The sequence below is a fragment of the Maritimimonas sp. 2210JD6-3 genome (assembly GCF_056591795.1).
Map to the genome: position 1 here is coordinate 25,853 of NZ_JBWQOJ010000028.1, position 19,492 is coordinate 45,344.

The 19,492-nt window shown below is 34.3% G+C and carries 17 protein-coding genes and 1 pseudogene; all 18 read right to left on the minus strand.

Going from position 1 to position 19,492, the window contains the following annotated elements; genetic code table 11:
* Positions 1-28 precede the first annotated feature (28 nt).
* Entirely contained in the window at positions 29-691 is a 663-nt protein-coding gene (locus AC1EUY_RS11815; RefSeq protein ID WP_480195747.1) for an ATPase, read from the minus strand.
* The gene (locus AC1EUY_RS11820) at positions 688-1,191 is read right to left on the minus strand and encodes a hypothetical protein (protein WP_480195748.1); all 504 of its coding nucleotides are present in this window, start codon (positions 1,189-1,191) and stop codon (positions 688-690) included. Before AC1EUY_RS11820 ends, AC1EUY_RS11815 begins: the two co-directional genes overlap by 4 nt.
* Positions 1,192-1,235: 44 nt before the next feature.
* Positions 1,236-1,514: a helix-turn-helix domain-containing protein gene (locus AC1EUY_RS11825; RefSeq protein WP_480195763.1), complete on the minus strand. Its 279-nt coding sequence runs from the start codon at positions 1,512-1,514 to the stop codon at positions 1,236-1,238.
* A 274-nt stretch (positions 1,515-1,788) separates the two neighbouring features.
* Entirely contained in the window at positions 1,789-2,631 is an 843-nt protein-coding gene (locus AC1EUY_RS11830; protein ID WP_480195749.1) for an RteC domain-containing protein, read from the minus strand.
* Positions 2,632-2,689: 58 nt separating this feature from the next.
* Positions 2,690-4,132 (minus strand): tagaturonate reductase, encoded by a 1,443-nt coding sequence (locus AC1EUY_RS11835; protein ID WP_480195750.1) that lies wholly within the window; start codon positions 4,130-4,132, stop codon positions 2,690-2,692.
* Between the two features lie 14 nt (positions 4,133-4,146).
* Positions 4,147-5,799 carry a UxaA family hydrolase gene (locus tag AC1EUY_RS11840; RefSeq protein WP_480195751.1) on the minus strand — a complete coding sequence of 551 codons (1,653 nt, stop codon included), beginning with the start codon at positions 5,797-5,799 and terminating at the stop codon, positions 4,147-4,149.
* Between the two features lie 5 nt (positions 5,800-5,804).
* Positions 5,805-6,473: a bifunctional 4-hydroxy-2-oxoglutarate aldolase/2-dehydro-3-deoxy-phosphogluconate aldolase gene (locus AC1EUY_RS11845; RefSeq protein WP_480195752.1), complete on the minus strand. Its 669-nt coding sequence runs from the start codon at positions 6,471-6,473 to the stop codon at positions 5,805-5,807.
* Positions 6,474-6,526: 53 nt separating this feature from the next.
* On the minus strand, positions 6,527-7,573 hold the full coding sequence (locus tag AC1EUY_RS11850; protein WP_480195753.1) for a PfkB family carbohydrate kinase: 1,047 nt from the start codon (positions 7,571-7,573) through the stop codon (positions 6,527-6,529).
* Between the two features lie 23 nt (positions 7,574-7,596).
* Entirely contained in the window at positions 7,597-8,607 is a 1,011-nt protein-coding gene (locus tag AC1EUY_RS11855; RefSeq protein WP_480195754.1) for a zinc-binding alcohol dehydrogenase family protein, read from the minus strand.
* A 52-nt stretch (positions 8,608-8,659) separates the two neighbouring features.
* A complete protein-coding gene (locus AC1EUY_RS11860; RefSeq protein ID WP_480195755.1) occupies positions 8,660-9,199 on the minus strand; it encodes a LacI family DNA-binding transcriptional regulator in 540 nt (179 codons plus the stop codon).
* Between the two features lie 349 nt (positions 9,200-9,548).
* Entirely contained in the window at positions 9,549-11,462 is a 1,914-nt protein-coding gene (gene nagB, locus AC1EUY_RS11865; RefSeq protein WP_480195756.1) for a glucosamine-6-phosphate deaminase, read from the minus strand.
* A gap of 33 nt (positions 11,463-11,495) precedes the next feature.
* Positions 11,496-13,309, minus strand: a pseudogene (locus AC1EUY_RS11870) (sodium:solute symporter family protein).
* 5 nt (positions 13,310-13,314) lie between these two features.
* Positions 13,315-14,256, minus strand: coding sequence for an NAD-dependent epimerase/dehydratase family protein (locus AC1EUY_RS11875; protein WP_480195757.1), 942 nt, complete (start codon positions 14,254-14,256; stop codon positions 13,315-13,317).
* A gap of 125 nt (positions 14,257-14,381) precedes the next feature.
* On the minus strand, positions 14,382-15,254 hold the full coding sequence (locus tag AC1EUY_RS11880) for a sugar phosphate nucleotidyltransferase (RefSeq protein WP_480195758.1): 873 nt from the start codon (positions 15,252-15,254) through the stop codon (positions 14,382-14,384).
* 1 nt (position 15,255) lies between these two features.
* Positions 15,256-16,377 carry a mevalonate kinase family protein gene (locus AC1EUY_RS11885; RefSeq protein ID WP_480195759.1) on the minus strand — a complete coding sequence of 374 codons (1,122 nt, stop codon included), beginning with the start codon at positions 16,375-16,377 and terminating at the stop codon, positions 15,256-15,258.
* A 2-nt stretch (positions 16,378-16,379) separates the two neighbouring features.
* A complete protein-coding gene (locus AC1EUY_RS11890) occupies positions 16,380-17,105 on the minus strand; it encodes a carbohydrate-binding family 9-like protein (protein ID WP_480195760.1) in 726 nt (241 codons plus the stop codon).
* A gap of 37 nt (positions 17,106-17,142) precedes the next feature.
* Positions 17,143-18,762, minus strand: coding sequence for an alkaline phosphatase PafA (gene pafA / locus AC1EUY_RS11895; protein ID WP_480195761.1), 1,620 nt, complete (start codon positions 18,760-18,762; stop codon positions 17,143-17,145).
* A gap of 12 nt (positions 18,763-18,774) precedes the next feature.
* On the minus strand, positions 18,775-19,492 hold a 718-nt coding region (locus AC1EUY_RS11900; RefSeq protein ID WP_480195762.1), incomplete at its 5' end, for a biotin/lipoyl-containing protein.

The following is a 19,492-nucleotide window of genomic DNA, read 5'->3' on the forward strand; positions in this document are numbered from 1 at the left end:
TAAATATAAAGAAATCAAAATAAACGCACTATTTGCGTTTATCCTTATTCCCTTTATCAAACCCAATTAAATTAAATAACTCACGCATTCTCGAACGCACTCGATTTCCATAACGTTCTTCAAGTTCCTGGGCATTAAGATTGGTTGTGCCATGGGTTTTTACTCGGCGGTTTAATAGTAAATCGTGTCGAGAGAGTAGTACTTCACCCATTACATTACAGTCCTTTCCAAAAAAGCGCCCTGTAGGTTCTACACCTAAATCATCAAAACAATAAAAATGGCTATCTCCATATTGCTCAATGGTGGAATAGCCAATATGGTTAAAAGCAAATGTTACGTTGCGAGTTGGAATCATTTCATAAGCCTGATAGTGTGGTGTGATGTATCGGATAAGTTTCATTAAACTGGTTTTACCACAACCAATTGGTCCTGAAAGTAAAACGCCTTTCTTCAGATCAACGCCTATTTTTTTACACGTATGATAATCTCTAATTTGATAATTACAGAGTTTGTAGAGTATGTTTCTATCTTCTTTGTAAATCTTGAATTTATCACCAAACAACAGTTTTCCTTTAGCATCTAAATACATCAAAATTTTATCAAAATCATACAAGATATGATTGCCTTTTAATTTGCCAAGTTCATAATGCCTGTCAGCTTCAAAAATGATATGTGGTGTTTGATTTTTCACAATGGCTCATTATAATTCTTATCGGTAGTTGTCTTTAGGTTGTCCTGATATTGGTCAATCGCTTGTTGTTTGTTGTCGTTTTCAGAATCTGAAATATTTGAATTTTTAAAATCTTGATGTTTGTTATTGTTTTTTTGGTTTGTTTCTGTTTGTATATGTTTATTTATAGATACCAGCGCTTGTCCATCACTTGTCCAATTTTTGATATGGGTAGAGTCCACTGCTTGTTTATCGCTTGTCCAAAAATTGAACATCCTAATTTTACTCCCATGAAATGAATTATGTGAAGGTAAATACTCAAAATACTTCCAGTGATTTAGCTCTTTAATACAACGATGGTAGGTGGTTTTAGAACCTATCTTAGAAAGCCGCATTACATCATCTCTATTGATATAAAATTCATCTCTAAAAAAGTTGTTATTCCATAAATAAAACAATGCGAAATAAAGGCTAATATGTGTTGGATTTAATCGACTGTCTTTTGAGAATTGAGTAAACACAGCATTTAGGTGCTTGATATAGTTTACATTTTCCAAAACGCTAACTAAAACTTGTTATACACACGATTTCTCTCCAACACATTCATTATTTCCTGATAATCGTAATACAAAACACCACCAACTTTGGTGTAGGGTATTGTACCGTTAATTCTAAGATTCTGTAGTGTTCCTGGAGAAATACCAAGAAGTTCTCGGACTTCTGGTGACTTTAACCATTTTTTGGTTGGACTACCGTTATGTTGATTGAAAAGTTGTTTCATCTCCTCAAAGAGTTCCATCTTGAACTCGTAGAGGTCTTCTGTAGTTATAATTGTTGCTGCCATAGAATGATAATTTAAAAGCAAAGCCGCCAAGGTTTACATTTTTTAGATGACGGCTTTACACTGATTTGACTTTCTTTGGCAAAATTGAAATGGTTTGATCGTTTTTATGGACAAGTAGAAACCAACTTGGTCAATTTTTTTTACTAGCTAAAGATCATTGCTTTATCTATGAAATTGACAACTCAAGCTCTAAAACAATCATGAAAATGAAAACATTTAAAGGTAATTCTTATGAGTGCTTGATAATAGACAAGGTATAGACAACTTGTCTCTTTTATTCATCAAGATCATTCATATAATTATCTAAGGAATCTCTTAGCTTGTCTAAAAATTTTAAGCGTGCAATTTTTCGAGAACGAACACTTGAAAAAGTCCTATAAGGATCATTTATTTTAATCCCAAAAGTTTCTTCTATAAATTCAAGTATTTCGTTGATATTCGAATTTCCATAATTAATTGATCCTGAAACATGCAAGGCATACACCAGTTCTACTAAATCTCTTTTACTTCCTGTCCAATTCAAATTAGTGCCGTAAGTTTTATTTTCTGTTTGCATTGTACTTGAATTATTTTCTAATTTTTTTATTTCTGTCTGTAGGTATCCAATAAGCATTTCATAAGCGATAATTGTGGCTAAAGTGCTATCATGGCTTGTAGAAAATTTTTTGTTACCAAATAAAAAGAATGTTTCTGGATGTAATCGGAAATGACCATTTCCTTGAATAAAATATTGATTATCCAAATAAGTTCCTTCTTTTTTATAATACTGATAAAACTCTAAATGGTCATTAAAATAATGCTGAAGTTTATCAATATGTCTTTTGAAGTACTTTATTTTTGCTGCTTTACTTTTATGTGGCTTTTTTGTTTCAATGCCATATAATTTAACATTGAAAATTAAATGGCTTAAAACATTTGGCTTAACTTTTTTAAAGAAATAAATCTCTTTGCTCTTCGATTTAAAACCTTCTTTTAAAATTAAATTCTGAAAATGATTTAAAGTTCTCTTAACCAACCGAATTTTTAATTCAGAAGTGATCAAAGTATTTTTATTCTTTGAATCTATTCTTTGTAATGAATCATAAAATTCATCTAAAGTTTCTTCAATCTTTTTCATTAACTAATCGCCTTTATAGAGTTAAAAAGGGTTTGGTTAGCTAATATTTAAAGTAAATTTAGTGTTCAACAAAGTTTAAAAGCCCCTTTTTAATCCCTTTATTTACAATTTTGGAAATATAAAGCTCAATCATCATTTCCAAACCTTTTATTTCTGTAAGATCTATACCCCAAAAATCTGTGTTAGATAGTGTTGCCTTAGTAATAGCTCTAATATCGTTGGTTGCCCATTGATCTTTAAAAAAACTTAAAACATTCTGACTATCATTAAGAGCTATCTTGTCGCCATTTCTATTGCCTTTATAAAAAACGATTAAGGCAGCTAATGAAAAAAGTAGTCTCTGTGGTAATTCACCATTTTTTCTTTCGGTAAATGCCAAAATAGAAGGCAATACCCTGGTTTTAAATTTAGAAATTGAATTCAAAGAAATACTCAGAAGTTCATGTTCCAAATAAGGATTTCTAAAACGGTCTAAAACATCATTGGCAAACTGTGTAAGCTTCTCTTCGGGAAAATCTAGAGTAAGACAAATCTCATTGAAGATGGTATCTTTTAAAAACCTTCCAACTACTTTGTCTTCTATAGATTCACGTACTTTATTGATACCATACAAATATCCAACAGGAACCAATGCGGTATGTGCTCCATTTAAGATTCTTACCTTGCCTGTTCTATAAGGTTCCATATTATTTGTAAACACAATATTTAAACTACAAACTTCTGATGGAATTTCTTCTTTTATTGATGCTGGTCCTTCAATAACCCACAAATGGAATTGTTCACTTTCTACCACCAAATTATCTTTGTAGCCCACTTTATTTGCAATAACATCTATTTTATCTTTTGGATACCCTGGAACTATTCTGTCTACCAAAGTATTGCAGAAGATATTATCTCGTAGTATCCATTTAATAAAGTTGGCACCTAAATTCCAATCTTCGGCATATTGTAAGATGACTTGTTTTAAATTATCTCCATTTTTATCTATAAGTTCACAAGGAATGATAATCAATCCTTTATCTGTAGCCCCTTCAAAGTTTTGAAATCTTTCATACAAAAGAGCTGTTAACTTACCTGGAAAGGTTGACTGAGGTGCATCTTCTAATGAATCATTAGCATTATAAACGATTCCTGCTTCTGTTGTATTGGATATTACAAAACGTAAATTCGGATTTTCGGCGACAGCCAAATAATCTTCATAATTTTCATAAGGGTTTATACCACGTTGAATACAATCAATAACTTCATACTCGCTAACGGGTTTTCCTTTTTTAATACCATTTAAAAATAAGGTATATAATCCGTCTTGTTCATTTAGTGTCTGAACCAATCCTTGGTCAATGGGTTGTACGACGACGACTCCGGCATCAAAGTTTGTTTTTTTATTCATTTCATGAATCATCCAGTTGGCAAAAGCTCTTAAAAAGTTGCCCTCTCCAAATTGTACAATTCTTTCTGTATACCTATTAGCTGATACTGTATTTCTATTTAACTTATTCATTGTTATATTCTATATTATAGAGACACACCTCTTTTCCAGGGAATAAAATCATTATGCCCTTGTAATACCGCTTTTGATGATACTTCACCACTTGCCACGCGTATAACATAGTCTAAAATCTTTTCTCCCATAGACTCGATAGTGTCCTCACCGGTAATGATTGTACCTGCATTGATATCGATAATATCGTTCATACGCTCATAAAGATTAGTGTTACTGGACATTTTTAAAACAGGCGCTACGGGGTTGCCTGTTGGCGTCCCTAGACCCGTGGTAAACACCACCACATTGCAACCAGAACCGACCAATCCAGTAGTGGATTCTACATCGTTTCCAGGTGTACATAGTAAGTTTAATCCGGATTTTGTGACTTGCTCTGTGTAATCTAATACTTGTACTACTGGTGATGTGCCTCCTTTTTTAGCTGCTCCTGCCGATTTCATGGCGTCAGTTATTAAACCATCCTTGATGTTTCCAGGTGAAGGATTATTTTCAAAGCCTGAACCTACCGCAACCGCTGCTGCTGCATAATCTTTCATAAGGCTATAGAATTTTTGAGCATCTTTTTTGGTTTCGCAACGATTAATAATTTCTTGCTCAACACCGTTCAACTCAGGAAACTCTGATAATACCGGACTGGCCCCTAATGCCACCAATAAATCCGAAGTATAGCCCAACGCCGGGTTTGCTGATATTCCTGAAAATCCATCTGACCCTCCACATTCTAGCCCTAAAACCAACTTGCTCAATGGAGCAGGTTTTCGTTCTGTTTTATTAGCCTCTATTAAACCAATAAATGTTAATTTAACGGCTTCCTCTATAAACTTACGCTCACTTTTACTTTTTTGTTGTTCAAGGTAATAGACCGGTTTATTGCACTCCGGGTTGTTCCTTTTAACAGCTTCCTGAAGTAGTCTTATTTGGGCATTCTGGCATCCTAAACTTAAAATGGTAGCCCCGGCTACATTAGAATTATTAATATATCCTCCCAAAAGATTGCATAAGGTTTGGGCGTCTTCTCGAGTACCTCCACAGCCTCCATCGTGTTTTAAAAACTTAATACCATCCACGTTAGGAAAAACCCTATTTTTCAATCGTTCTTCTTTAGAAAATATAATTGAGGTTTTGAGTAATTCTTCTGAAGTGGCTGCTGATTTGTATTTAGTTATCAGAGCATCAATATCAACTGAAAAATCTTTTTTGGTGGCATAGCCTAGCTTTTCTAATAAAATCGTTTCTAAAACATCAACATTTCTATTTTCACAAAAGGTCAATGGTATTACCAGCCAATAGTTAGCGGTTCCTACTTTACCATCCATTCTATGGTAACCATTGAAGGTTCTTCCTTTAAATTTTGAAATATTAGGAGGGTCCCACTTATATTTTGTTTTGTTTTTATCATATAATGCTGAAGCATGTTTTACGTTATCAGTTGAAATTGCGCTACCAGCCTGAATAGGTTGTACAGCTTTACCAATTAAAACCCCATACATAAATATATCACTTCCAACAGCTAAATCTTTTAAAGCAAATTTGTGTTTTTGTTGAATATCTTCTTTTAAGATAAACCTAGTCTCATTGATAGTACCCCTAGTACCCTTTTTTAAACTAGTAACAGCGACAACGATGTTATCCTTTGGATCAATTTGAGTATAATTCTTCGACATATACCTTATTCTGTTACCGATTTAATAATAGTCAGTACTTTTTTGACCTCTTGCTCTAACTTCTTATAATCATAATTTTGAATGATTTCTTTTGAAATCAGCTTAGATCCCATCCCTACACAAATAACCCCGGCATTAAACCACCCAGATAAATTTTCCTCCGTTGGTGACACACCCCCTGTTGGCATGATACTTGTCCACGGTTGTGGTCCCTTTATGGCTTTCACAAAATCAGGGCCATATACATTTCCGGGAAACAATTTGACAATCTCACACCCCAGCTCTTCGGCCTTGGTTATTTCCGTTAAGCTACCACATCCGGGAGACCATAATACCTTTCTTCGGTTACATGCTTTGGCTATATCTTCTCTTAATACAGGAGTTACCACAAAGTTTGCCCCTAGTGACATATATAAACTAGCTTGAGCTGCATCGGTAATTGACCCAACACCTAGAATCATTCCCGGCAATTCTTTAATAGCATATTTATTTAATCCCTCAAATACTTCATGAGCAAAATCACCTCTTGCTGTAAATTCTAACAATCTTGCGCCCCCATCATAGCAGGCTTTTAATACTTTTTTACTCAATTCTATATTGTCATGAAAGAATAACGGAACCAAGCCGGTTTCCTCCATTGTTTTTGCTACTTCTATTCTTGTATATTGTGCCATTTTGTACTATACTATATAAATGTTAGAGTTAAGTTCAAACTTGAATCAACAAATCACCTAACCACTCTTCCGGAGGCATCACCTCCCATAAGCTTTTCTACTTCTGAAATGGTTACCAGATTGGCATCACCCTTTATGGTATGTTTAAGGCAGGAAGCCGCTACTGCAAAATCTAATGCATTTTGATCGTCTTCAGGGAAAGTTAGCAATCCATAAATTAGTCCCCCCATAAATGAATCTCCCCCTCCAACACGGTCTACAATATCCGTAATTTGGTATTGCCGTGTTTCATATAGGGTGTTACCATCATATAAAATACCTGCCCAGGTGTTATGTGATGCTGATATGGAGCCTCTCAAGGTGGTGATTACCTTTTTTGCTCTTGGAAATTTTTTCATCATTTGCTGACATACAGATAAAAAAGCTTCCGCTTTCACATTATGTCCTTCGGTCTGTACACTAATCCCTTCTGGTTTTATTCCAAAATGCATTTCGGCATCCTCTTCATTACCCAATACAATATCACAATATGAGGTAAGCTCAGTCATTACTTTTTCTCTATGTGTATCATCACAATATTTCCAGAGCTTTGCTCGGTAGTTTAAATCTGTTGAAATAGTAATGCCTTTAATATCTGCTACTTTTACTGCTTCCAGACATACATCAGCAGCGCCTTGCGATATTGCCGGAGTGATTCCAGTCCAATGAAACCATTCAACGCCGTCAAAAACAGCATCCCAATTTATCATACCAGTTTCTATTTGCGCCATAGCTGAATGTGCTCTATCGTATACTACTTTACTACCTCTACTTACAGCTCCTGTTTCTAAAAAGTAAATGCCTAGACGATCACCGCCCCATACAATCTTATCAATACCCACACCTCGTTTACGCATTTCCATCATGGCACATTGACCAATATCATTTTTTGGCAGACGTGTCACAAAGTCTACTGGCACACCATAATTCGCCAGTGAAACTGCTACATTTGATTCACCTCCTCCATAAACGGCCTCAAAATTATTAGCTTGTGAAAACCTTAAAAATCCCTGCGGGGCTAATCGTAACATGATTTCTCCGAAAGTGACTACTTTACTCATAGTATTATATCATTTTATTATTTTTATTTGAAATCCACGGTGGCTTTTATTACTCCGGTTTCTGGTCGCAGCCAACTATCAAAATGTTCTATCATTTCTGTAAATGGTACATTGTGTGTAATGAATGACTCTGTTGGAAATTGATTCAATACACTTATTACGTGCTCAAAATCTTCTATGGTTGCGTTACGACTACACATTAATGTCATTTCTTTTGCATGTACTTTTGGGTGAGTATAAGTTAGTTTTCCCTTAGATAAACCAACCAATACGAATCTTCCTCCATGAGCCATATAATCCGGACAAGTTTCTAAAGCATGTTTATTTCCAGATGCGTCAAATACTGCAGTACACAAATCGCCATTGGTGATTTCTAAAACTTTATTTACTGCATTTTTTCCTGCTTGTACGGTATATTCCACCCCAATTTTTTCTTTAGCGTATTTCAATCGTCTCTCATTTGTGTCTATTGCAATAATTTGCACACCACTTATCTGCGCTAATTTCATAATTCCTATACCTATTGGTCCACACCCCACAATAGCAATGATTTCCCCTTGTCTCAAATTGGCTCTTCTTATGGCGTGTGCTCCAATAGCAAGAGGTTCAACAATAGCCATTTGGTCATCGGTTAAACCATTAGCTGGTAATAAAAGATCTATCGGAGCGGTAATTTGCTCTTGCATCCCTCCATCACTATGAACCCCTAATACCCTAATATTTATGCAGCAATTTGTTTTCTCATTTCTACAAGCGATACAATTTCCGCAACTTATATAGGGCATTACAACGACTTTATCTCCTGCTTTAATTCCTTTCTCATTTTCATCTATTTCTAAAACTTCAGAGGCTAATTCATGTCCTAAAATTCGAGGATACGTAAAAAAAGCCTGACTCCCTGTATAGGCATGAAGGTCTGTTCCACATACGCCCACCTTATTAATTTGTAATAATGCTTCGTTCTCCTTTCTAATTGGAGCTTTCTTTTCACTCAGAATAAATTCTCCAGGTTTCTTGCAAATAATGTATTTCATTTTCTAAAAATTTGAATCAATTCACCGGCTTAAAGACTATTAATCTTATGTCTTAATACTCTGACATTTTAACCAATCTATTAAAGCATTTTTTAAAAATTAACTCATCACCAACTCCTATCTCATGTTCGCCCATATTTAGGACAATAGATGGCAAACTAATCTCATGATTAATCAGTGTAAATCCTTTTATTTTTTTTTCAATATTATGCTTTCTTATTAATAACAATCCGTCCACGCATCCATCTTTAATAGATTCTATACATTTTACTTCTTTTTCTTTACAATACAAAGATTCAAGTATTACTACACGATAATCCTTTTTAAAAGCTTTTTTCTGAATTATAGATATAACATTGGAATAAACTGCAATATTTATTTTAGGAACAATAACGGCTATCATACTTGTTTTTTTTCCGCGTAATACCTTAGCGGCATTATTCGGAGTGCAATTTAGCTCTTGAGCCTTCTTTTTAATTTTTCGTTTCGTTTTTTCACTAATCTCAGGGTAATCATTTAGTGCCTTTGATATAGTTGATATTGAAACTTTTAACTCTTTAGATAGCTGTCTAATTGTTGTTGTAGAACTCATACTCTTTTAAATTTTAATTACAGGACATATAAATTTGTGACAGTATTATATCAATCTCTTGTATAGATTTAATAGATGCACTTCTAGACTTATTAACCATATTTATTTTAAATTCAAGTCCCTGATCAAGAATTCGATTTTCTCGAATACAAAACCAACCGTTAGGAATGTAAATTTTGATTCCATTAGAAATATTCTCCTCCAAATTAAGATCATAATGACCCTTTATCCAATTAAGGAATTTTTTAAACATTTGGACATTATCGAATTTGCCAACATATTCCATTTGATAATATGGTTTTTTAAATAAAATAGAATCAAGAAAACTATCAAGAACCATTATTATCATTCAACAATTAATAAAAATATACCTTTTAAAAGCCTCAATTGCTGCATAGTCAGCTAAACCCAATGAATTGTATTTTTGAGCTGTAGTCCTATTGCGTTCTTCTGCTCGCATCCAGAACTCTCTAGAATCTTCACCTTGAAACATTACCCCATCTTTTTGAGATTGATGATAAAAAATAGCATGACGCTTCTTTAATACCTGGTCAGGGCTCATAGGAACTGCCATCTCTATCTCATGAGTATCCCATTCATGCCATGCTCCTCTATACAACCATACCCAACAATCTTTCATATAGGGTTGCTCTTTTAATTGCTCTAAAGCCTCAAACAAAGCATCTAAACATACTTTATGGGTACCATGTGGATCGGCCAAGTCTCCAGCAGCATAAATCTGATGAGGTTTTATTTCTTTGATAATTTGACACATTAAATTGATATCGGCTTGTGAAAGCTTATTCTTTTTTATGGTACCTGTTTCATAAAATGGTAAATCCAAAAAGTGAACATTTTGATTATTTAAGCCTATGTACCTCGTAGCCGCATGTGACTCTCTCCTTCTGATTAAACCCTTTAGCTTTCTAACTTCAATCGTATCTATAGTGTTCTCTTTCTTACTTTGAAGATCATCAAGGGTCTTTTGCGCGTTTACGGCTCCTAAACTATATGCTATCTCTGCAAACTTTAAAGCTTCCTGATCTGATACAGCTATATTACCTGAAGTCTGATAAACCACATGTACCTCATGACCTTGCTCTACCAACCTGTCAAAAGTACCTCCCATAGAAATTACATCATCGTCAGGATGTGGACTGAAAATAACGACTCGCTTTTTTGCAGGATTTGCCCGCTCCGGCCTGTTGGTGTCATCTGCATTTGGCTTGCCTCCAGGCCAACCGGTAATGGTATGTTGTAATTTGTTGAACATTTTTATATTCATGTCGTAGGCTGATCCTTCTTGTGCCAACAAACCTGACATACCATGATCATTATAGTCCTTATCTGTTAAGCTTAAAATGGTCTTTTTAGTAGTCTCACATAACCAAACAATGGCTTTGTTCTTTAATCTTTCTGTCCACTGAGGTGAACCCACTAACCATGGAGTCTTATTTCTTGTGAGCTCTGACGCCGCTTCTCTATCTAAAACAAAAGTGGTATTGTCATGTTCCTGCAAATACGTTGCAGGTACTTCTGATGAGATTTCTCCTTCTATGGTTTGTTTTAGCACAGATGCTTTATGTTGCCCCCATCCTAACAAGACAATTCGTTTAGCTGCCCTTACCGTAGCGACACCCATGGTAATGGCTTTTCTAGGTACATTTTCTATACCCAAAAATGCCGGTGCTGCATCTACACGTGTGATATGATCTAAGGTGATAATCCGTGTTCCTGAATTGTAATGTGAACCTGGTTCATTAAAGCCTATATGGCCTGTTCTGCCAATACCCAATAACTGAAAATCCAACCCTCCTGCTTCTTTTATTTTTTGCTCATAGTCCAAACAATACTGATAGATGTCTTGTGTTTTGATCTTTCCATCTGGGATATACACATTCTCTGGAAGAATATCTATATGGTTGAACAAATGCTCATGCATAAAATAATGATAGCTTTGGATGTTGTCTTTTTCCATAGGATAGTATTCATCCAGATTAAAAGTAATTACATTGTAAAAACTTAAATCATCTTCCTTATGCATACGCACCAGTTCTTCATAGACCTTTATCGGTGATGAACCCGTAGCCAAACCCAATACGCAGCTTTCATTTTTTGACTGCTTATTTTTGATAAGCTCGGCTATTTCCTGAGCTACTATCAATGAACCTCCCTTAGAATTTTCAAAACCGATATTATGAATCTTCTCAAACCGTGTTTCTTCAAATTGCCCAGCGCGTTGGTATGTAATTCCTTTTTTCATTATTGGTGATTCTAAAATCATTATTCTTCTTTTTTATAAAATCGTCGTCTTTATTTTTTTCCAAACCTTTATCAATAAGTATCCTGAAACAATGGCTACTATGGTCAATATCACCGCTTTTGTTGTCGCTCCATAAATCCAGTACCCTGTAGCAAACATGGTACTGTAAATCAGTACACATCCTAAAAGCATGGCTAATATTCCTGACGGTACACTCCATTTCTCATAAGTGCTTACTATGGCTACATCTTCTTTTTTCGCATTGTTTACTACCTTATTCCATCCCGATCCACCCGGTGTATCTTCTTATAAAAATCATATAAGACTTCTTTTTGTTCTGGCTTTGTAACATAAGTTACCAATAACCATATGGAAGTCGTTACTACTACAACAAACGGAAACTCAGTCCAATCAGGAAAAATTCCTTTTTCAGCATCAAAAAGATAAGTTCCTAAAGGTGTTAGCTTTAGTAATAAGGAAATAATCCCCGAAGCAAACATGGCGGCTATCTCTGTCCATGCATTAATACGCCACCAAAACCAACGCAGTATAAATACCAGGCCGGTACCGGCTCCAAATACTAGTAGTAATTCGAATAGTTGCAAAGCATTTTTTAATAGTAAGGCCAAAAGAGCACTCAATATCATTAATACTACTGTGGAAATCCTGCCTACGGCCACCAATCGTTTTTCTGAAGCATTAGGGTTTACCTGCTGCTTATAAAAATCATATACTACATACGAGGAACCCCAGTTCAATTGTGTGGAAATCGTAGACATATAGGCAGCAATCAATGAAGTTAATACTAAACCTAATAAACCACTGGGTAGCTTTGTGAGCATGGCCGAATAAGCAAGGTCATGCCCCAATTTATCTTGTGAAATATTTGGAAAGGCCTCCTGAATACTCTCAATATCAGGGAATACTACTAAAGATGCCAGGGCCACCAATATCCATGGCCATGGCCTCAAGGCATAATGCATGATATTAAAAAAGAACGTAGCTCCTATGGCATGGTTTTCATCTTTGGATGCTAACATCCGTTGTGCGATATAACCGCCACCGCCCGGTTCTGCCCCGGGATACCATGAACTCCACCATTGTACCGCCAATGGAATAATTAATAAGGTGATTAAAGCCTGAGTATTACTAAAATCAGGTAGTATGGATAATTTATTTGCTACATGTTCACTAGCCATCATCGCTTGTATACCTCCCACTTCAGGTAGGTTCACCAGATAATAAGCAGCTCCTATAGCACCACCCATGGCAACAAAAAACAGAATAAAATCTGTGTAAACCACTCCTTTAAAGCCTCCTACTGCACTAAATATAACCGTAATAAGTCCTGCGCTTACAACGGTTTGCCATGGCTCAAGCCCTAACATAATCCCTCCTATTTTTATGGCTGCCAAGGTGACTGCAGACATGGTAATTACATTAAAAATGACTCCCAGATATATGGCCCTGAATTGCCGTAAGAATCTGGCAGGCTTTCCGCCATAGCGTAATTCATAAAACTCTAAATCGGTATTGACATTCGACTTACGCCATAGCTTAGCATAAACAAAGACCGTTAATAAACCCGTAATTAAAAATGCCCACCATACCCAATTACCGGAAACACCGTTGGTTCGTACAATATCCGTCACTAAATTTGGTGTGTCTGTAGAAAAAGTAGTCGCCACCATAGAAACACCTAATAACCACCAGGGCATACTTCTGCCCGATAGAAAAAATTCTGATGAATTCTTACCCGACCGCTTTGAAACCCATAAACCGATACCCAATGTAGTGCTAAAAAATGCCAGTAATAAAATGTAATCAAAAGTGCTGAGGGTGATCATAATATTTAGGTTTTTGTTACTAATTTATCATGGTAAAAATCTATCGCTTCTTTAAGTGCCATTTCAATAGAATGACCTGCTTTAAAGCCTAATCTTTTGAATTTTGATACATCTGCACAAGAATGCTTAATGTCTCCGAGCCTTTCTTTCAGAAATTGAACCTCAGATTTGGAGTTGGTCAATTCTATTATTCTTTCTGCTAATTCTACTATGGTAGTACTTTGCCCCAATGCGACATTAAAAGTACCATTCCCTTGTTCAGAGGCTAGTATATTAGCTTTTACCACATCTTTTACATAAATAAAATCTCTTGTTTGTAAACCATCTCCATAAATGGTCAAAGGTTTATTTAGAAGTGCATTGTTTATAAAAATGGGAATAGCGGCTGCATAAGCAGATTTAGGATTTTGCCGTGCTCCAAACACATTGAAATATCGTAAAGATATTGTTGGAACATTCCATTGCTGATGATACATTTTTAAATAATACTCACCGTCTAATTTTGTAATTGCATAAGGCGTTAACGGCTCGGGAATCATATTCTCTGTTTTTGGCAAAACAGGATTATCACCATAATTAGCAGCAGAACTAGATAAGACAACTTTACAACCGTTAGTGTCCTTTGCAGCTTCGAGTATATTGATGGTACCCATCGTATTCATTTGAATACATTCATTTAACTTTAATAAAGATTCAGGAACACTTACCAACGCTGCTAAATGAAATATACAATGACAATCTTTAGCCAATTCATTGACCAAATCTTTATTTCTAACGTCTCCTTCGATAAGGCTTACATTCAGGCCCTGCAGGTTTTCTTTAAACCCCGTTCTTAAACTATCTAGAACCACTACTTCATGCCCTTGTTTCAGTAAATATTCAGCTATGTGACTCCCAATAAAACCCGCTCCACCCGTTACCAAGTATTTTTTAAATATTGGTTTCATTTTTTCGAACATTAGTAAGTTCAAATATGTATTAAAAACAAATGAATAACTACCAAATTACTGTCATAAGCATGTACTTTTTTTGCTGTAAAGTAACTATTTGGAGTCGTTTGAAGTAAAATTCATTAGGTCCATTCTAATCTCACACGATTTTTCTTGAGATAATTTTTTACATGGACAATATCTTCTTTGGATGTTAAATCGGGTACATGTTCGGAAAAGGGAATGCCATAAACTGAGTGCGGAAAATCCTTTATCAAATTTAGCACTGCGGTTGGTAACTCTTTTTCATCTCTTTGAGGGTTTACTTGACAATTTTTTAAATATTCGCCTATCATCTCACCATTAAATTTAAAAACATTCATGCTTATTCTCAGTTTTCCGGCTACATCTATATAACTTTCTATATCAGTTGATTTTGGTTTCTCAATAATATCTATAAGAAAGTTATCTTCTCCTAATTTAGCAATCGCAAAACTAGAAATTCTTTCAGGCGGAAAGTCTAGCGCCTCTAACGAATAACTTATAAAGGCATTCTCATTGGAAGTTTCTCTAAGCGCTAAAAGGGCTTCATATGAATACAGGTTGTCACTATTACAAACGGAATAATATTGATTATTCAATTCAGGGTATTGCTCTAATGCTTGATATAAAGCATCAGCAGTACCATAAGGTTTTATTCTACCATCCGGTATATTCTGAACAGCAAATGAAACTGTAAGACCATGAAAGTCATTTCCCTTTTGTTGTTTGCCATAAAATTCTTTAAAAAGCTCACCTTGTTCACTTATTACGATGTATATATTCTTATACCCCGCCAATTTTGCATTATAAAGTAAATAATCCATCAAAGGCCTTCCTTTTTCACCTACTCCTATAAGTGCTTTACTTCTTTTATTAGCTTGAGCAATTTCTTCTTCAGAAAGGTTTTCTATTTGACTATTTTTCTTCATTCGAGAAGATGCTCCTCCAGCCAAAATGATTAAGTTGTCATGCATTTTAAGTTAATTTTTCTAATAAAACTTCTGTATTATCAATAATTCTAGCTCCGACATCAACTTCAACCTTGTAGGCATCCTTTCCTCCAGCTTTTATTATTGCATCAATAATCTTTTGTTCCTTACCATGTACTGCCAATACAACAATACTTCCTCCTTTACCCGAGCCTACTATTTTGGCCCCATAGGCTCCCGCATTTAATGCCGCATTTATCATGTTATCAATTTTAGGAACTGTTATCTTTAGGACATCTCGTAAAATTTGATGATGTTCATTCATTAAATTTCCTATTTCCACATAATCTAAATGCTCTTTTCTTAATTCTTTCAAAGCCCTCTGAGTAACATCATGATTGGATATAGCTGCATATAGGTAAGGTTCAAGCCTGTCAGGCACTCTATTGAGTAAATTGCTTAACTCATCCTTTTTAGCTTTTTTAATATCAAAATCCTTATAAACCTCTTTTATTTTATGAATTGCCAACCAAGCTTTCTCTTTTAACTCCTGAAGTACACCAATTGTCTTTTTTGGAATACCTGACTCCCCTATTATCAGACCTTTTATTGATTTATCAATAATCTCATAACTAAGATTATTCCCTGTTTCTAAATACATTACATTACCTAAACCAATACTATATTGGTCCATCTTACCACCTGGAGATTCATGTTCTAAAACTTCAGCTTCATAAGCCAGTTGAGAAACAAATTCTGGTACGATCTCATGTGTTGATCCAAAAGCCTCTAATAAAAATTTAATCCAAGATATTATCACTGCAGATGAACTTGAGATTCCCGCATTAATTGGTAAATCACCTGAAATTACAATATCATAACCCTCATTGGGAATACAACCATATCTATTAACAACTTTTAGTGCTGATAAAAGATGATCTCCTTTGTCAACCTTTTCAATTTTATCTTTAATTTTTATAGTCCTTTCTTCATTAATATTAGGTTTTTTTATGTTTAAAAAGTGACTATCATTTTTTTTAGCTGTCAACTTAATATACCTATTAATGGCACAAGCAATAATTGGCAACCCAATATAATCTTGGTGATCTCCAAACAGGCAAGTTCTTCCTGGTGCAAGTGATACAATCTTTCTATTCTTTTGCTCCATTTTCAATTTATTAAAGTTAAATATCCAAACGAAGAGGGTACATGAAATTCAGGTTCCTTTGTTCCTGGATCGATCCAAGTTAACCAATTAATTTCAGCCATTTCTTCATGGGTTTTAGGCAACTTGACGCAGTCTCCTCGGAATATACCAACCTCGATTATGTTATTTTTTAATACACCTAAATCTCTTAAAGATTGTAAACTAATCACGACTTCAACTTCATAGCCAGTTATATTAGTTTCGCTATGAGCAAATAAACTTTTTCGAGGCCATTGCCAACTATAGTTAAATTGTCTGTAAAAAGATGCACTATAATCCAATACCCTTCCTTGAGGATCAATTTCTAAACAATAATAATCTTTAAGCTCTGTATCTTTTCTAAAAAAAATCTCTACTCTATCAGACTGAGCTACATCAATTTTACCTTCAGTATTATTATAGATTAAAATATTGTCGTCATCTACTTCATACTTTAAAAAAAGATACTCATCATTATATAATGCCTTGAATTTAGTTTCTTGTTTCGCATGGTTGCACCATGGAGATAAGAAATTATCAATTTTCTTCGATTTTTTCCATATTTCATTTGGCAAAGTATTTAAAATTGAATCAGTTAAGACATCAATCTTATTTACCTGAAAACATTTTTTTTTATTTTTCATTAGATCACATCCAGATACTAGCATGATCATTATCAAGATTAAATTATATGCTGTGTTTTTCTTCATATACTTTTTGCAAAATTGACATGTATTCCAATCAGAGTCAATCAAATAGTTCTACTATTACATTTTTATCGCTTGAACTAGGGAGTGGAATATTTAAAAGCATCGAAATTGATGGAGCAATTTGAGTTATGGTATATAGCTTAGTGCTCTCTCCCTTTGGAATATTATTACCGAACCATAATAATGGGACATGAGTATCACTTGTGTAAGCAGTACCATGTGAAGCACCGTACTCCCTTTCTAACATCCAACCAGAATTAAAATGAATTATTATGTCTCCCGAGTTTTTATAATGATATCCTTTTTTAACGAAATCATCCCAATAACCATTTACAATAGTATTTTGGATTATAGAAGGAGCAAACACCTCTTTTATGCCCTCTAAACTCTTTAGAAACGGTATCGATTTTACAACTAATTCTTTCTTTGAAATATTTGTCTTCTTAAAATAAATTTGAGATTTATCAATGTATTCTACATATTCATCTAAGCCAAATTCATTAGATAAGAATTTATTCAATTGTATTTTAATTTTTTCAGGATTATAAAATCTACCCGGTAGTCTATTTTTTTTCAGAAAACCTGGATTATCACTAGCAGCATGATCGGCCGTTAAAAACAACAAATAGTTGTTCTTACCAACTTTCTCATCTAGAACGTTCAATAATTTTTCAATGTCCCTATCTAGCCTGACATAAGTATCTTCTAGCTCTTTAGAACGAATTCCAAAATGATGCCCGATATAATCTGTACTCGAATAACTAATTGTTAAAAAATCTATTTCTTGTCCATTACCTAGATTTTCCGAAGCTATGGCTGTAATGGCTAGTTCAGTTAAAATAGTATTTCCATAAGGAGTTTCATTTAGCAATAAGAAATTTCCATTCTTTTTTCTTAACTTTTTCAAGTCATACGGAAAAGTACTTCTGTATTTTCCATTATATACTTTTTCGTATTCGGCATCATCCGATTCACTATTCTTATATTTTTCAATTGAAAGTAAGGGCTCCCAAGATAGATTCAATAAAGAATCGGCAATTTTTCTTTTATTGAACTTGTCAAGCCAATTAGGTATCTCTTCAGTATAATAAGAACTTGTCACAAAGTTTCCATTTTCAGAATTATACCAAAATGCATAGTCAGCCAAATGTCCTGCAGGGAATATTGCTCCTCGATCTTTTATAGATAACCCAATTATTCTCGAACGTTTGCTTGTAAATAATTTTAATTCATCGGTAATGGTGGTTGTTAATAAATTTTTAGGTGATCTAGAAATATTTTTAAGTTTATCTTTTTTATCTAAGGTCTGAACTAATGTATCCTCTGCGCAATACATCTTACGCTTCAACTTTCTACTGTACCAATTATTAGCTATTATACCATGATTTACTGGCCCGGTACCAGTGTAAATAGAGGCATGTCCAGGTCCAGTAGCGGTAGGAATATAATTATAATGTGTGTTTTTCACATTGAATCCTTCTCTTAGTAGTCTTTTAAAACCATTTTCAGAGTAATTTTCTTGAAAGCGATATAAATATTCATAACGCATCTGGTCTACCACAATCCCCACCACAAGTTTGGGCTGTTCTTGTTGTGCATAAGCTATACCACCTAGTAATACAACCACAATTGAAAGTACATTTAATTTTATCTTCATTATTTTCAACTTTTATCTTAAACTTAGAATTAAATCATCTTGCATAACCATAGTACCTTCTACCAAGACTATCGATTCTATAATACCAGATTTGGGAGCCACAACTGTAGTTTCCATTTTCATTGCTTCGATTACAAACAATGGATCATTACTGTTAACATGATCTCCTTTTTTTACTAGTATTTTATATAATAAACCTTGTAACGGCGCACCAATATCGTTATCATTATCTCTGCTAATTTTAGCATTTTCCTCCTTCTGAATTTCAAGAGAATTATCTTTGATCTCGACATATCTATTTTCTCCATTTACCTTAAAAAAAACCGTTCTAAATCCGTTTTCGTTTGGACTACTAACAGTGAGATATTTAATTAACACTGTTTTACCTGGTTCGATATCTACCATTATTTCTTCTTGAGGATCCATACCAAAAAAGAAATTCTTAGTTGGTAGTTTACTTAAGCTTCCATATAGTTTATGTTTTTCGTGGGCTTTCTCAAATACCTTTGGATATAAGCTATAAGACAAAAAATCTTCATGTTCTATCGGTCTTGCAAATCCTTTTTGGAATTTTTCATAAAATTTCTCATATGCTTCTTCAAAATTGACAGGCTTTAAATAAACATTTGGCCTATTTTTATATGATTTACTATTCTTTAGAATAATTTTCTGGAGTTTTTTGGGGAATCCCCCTACTGGTTGTCCTAAATCCCCCTTGAAAAAATTTATA